Here is a 2,195-nt window from a genome sequence, read left to right on the forward strand (position 1 = left end):
ATACCAGCATATTTAGGAAAAGTAAACCCCTACAGCCTACTTTTATATACAAAAGATTGTACAGAAACCCGGTTTCTTCAAGAAACCGGGTTTCATGGTGTGTAGAGCGCAATTGGGGACTGTGGCAGTAAGATGGGGAGGGAAGAAGGAAGAAAAGAAGCTGATATCGTGAGCGATTCCACACTAGAGCAAATACTAAAGCTAGCATCTGCGCGATCGGATGCAGCAGAAGTGTACTACCTATCGAGTCAAGACACACCGATCGAATTTGAAAACAATCGTTTAAAGTCCCTCCAGACAAAAGCGCTTCAGGGAGTAGCACTGCGAGTAGTTTGTCAGGGTAAACTGGGATTTGCCAGTTCCACAGACTTAACGCGGTTGGAAGACTTGGTAGATGCGGCGGTGCAAACATCGGAAATTGGAGATCGAGCAGAATTTGAGTTTGCCAGCAATGTCAAATTCCAGGCAGAGGAAAAAAGCTACACACCACCGCCAACACAAGAATTAGTAGCAATAGGCGATCGACTCATATCTGAAGTGCGGGCATACAACTCAGATATCCTAGTCAACGTAGACTTTCACGTCCGCACCAGAAAAATTAAAATTGCGACAAGTGCGGATGTTTACGGCGAACGCAGCAGTCAAACAGTCAGCGCCAGTTTATCGGGAAACTTGGTCAGAGGCGAAGATTTTCTGCAAGTTTACAGCTTCGATGTAGCGAGAGACAACGTTCCCGATTGCGATCGCATCCTGCAAAACCTCGTGCAAAAATATCGTTGGGCAGAACAACAAGCTAAAATTAGCAGCGGTTCCTACCCAGTTTTGTTTACCCCCAGAGCAGCAGCTGGCACCTTGGGCAGATTATTCGATACAGTACTATCCGGGCAAGCAGTCGTCCAGAAAGCATCGCCTCTAGCGGAAAAAGTGGGCCAAACCCTATTCGACGAACGCCTGACTTTGTTGGAAGACCCCAACATCGGGCCATCCGCTTGTAGCTTTGACGATGAAGGAACACCCACAAGTCGCAAAGTCTTTATTGACCGAGGCACCGTAATGGGATTTTATTGGGATAGGAGATGGGCATCCCGTGCAGGTCGCGAATCCACCGGCAACGGATTTCGCGGCGGGCTATCTCGACCTGGCCCAGATATGGTCAACCTGTGCATTTCTCCCGGTAGCACACCAGTAGAAGACTTGATTGCAGGAATCGACGAAGGATTGATTGTCGATCAAGTTTTAGGCGCGGGACAATCCAACCAGTTAGCCGGGGAATTTTCCGTCAACCTGGATTTAGGCTACAAAGTAGAAAAAGGCCAAATCGTGGGTAGGGTGAAAAATACGATGGTGGCTGGTAATATTTTTGAAGCATTTCAAAATTTGGTAGATTTGAGCGATCGTCCCGAATGGGTAGGCGGTGGTGCTTATCTGCCCAGCGTTTTGTTTGAGAAGTTAGGTGTAGCGGCGCGGCAAACTTAAATAGGAAAAAGGCAAAAGTGATATGAAAAAGGAAAAAATGACACCGGAAACAGCCAAAAGGAAAAAGCATTTTCTCTTCCTTTTTTCTTTTGCATTTTGCCTATTAACTTTTCTGACCGGTTGCGTGCAGTACGATTTGGGGGTGACATTTAAAAATACCAACAGCGGCGAACTGGTGCAGCACATCAACCTGAAAGAAAAGTTGGCTGAGTTTAGCAAAGCAACTGTTGACCAATGGTTGAACAGCATCGAGAGTCGCGCTGACCGATTACGGGGTAAAACTCAACGGATTTCTGACAACGAGTTGGTTGTGACTATTCCTTTCAACAATGGCGAGGAATTGGCGGAAAAGATCAATCAATTTTTTAACCCGATCGATGAGAAAAAAGCTGAAGCTGCGAATAGCAATTATACCGACTTACCAAAAATTAATTCCCATCTGACATTAAATCAAGGCAACTTCTTGTTGGTGGTGCGGAATAAGTTGAGTTACGATTTGGATTTGCGATCGCTTGCGGTTATCTCTCCTGAAGGGAAGGTCGCGATCGATGCCGATTCCCTGTTTCAGTTAGATTTTAGCCTCAATACGCCTTGGGGTGCTAGTACTGCTGCGAATGCAGAGAATGCGATCGTACCAGCAAGTTCCGCCAACGGACATCAACTCGTTTGGAAACTTAAACCGGGTGAGATCAACCATATCGAAGCGGTGTTCTGGCTAC

At 46.5% G+C, this 2,195-nt stretch carries 2 protein-coding genes; both read left to right on the forward strand.

The window, feature by feature from the left end; genetic code table 11:
* Nucleotides 1-168 precede the first annotated feature (168 nt).
* Nucleotides 169-1,476, forward strand: a complete 1,308-nt coding sequence (locus H6S82_RS30205; RefSeq protein WP_190461468.1) for a metallopeptidase TldD-related protein — start codon at nt 169-171, stop codon at nt 1,474-1,476.
* A gap of 22 nt (nt 1,477-1,498) precedes the next feature.
* A partial coding sequence (locus H6S82_RS30210; RefSeq protein ID WP_191057245.1) for a DUF3153 domain-containing protein occupies nt 1,499-2,195 on the forward strand: 697 nt, incomplete at its 3' end.

The sequence above is a fragment of the Planktothrix sp. FACHB-1355 genome (genome assembly GCF_014748295.1).
GTDB classification, from domain to species: Bacteria; Cyanobacteriota; Cyanobacteriia; order Cyanobacteriales; family Aerosakkonemataceae; genus Aerosakkonema; species Aerosakkonema funiforme_A.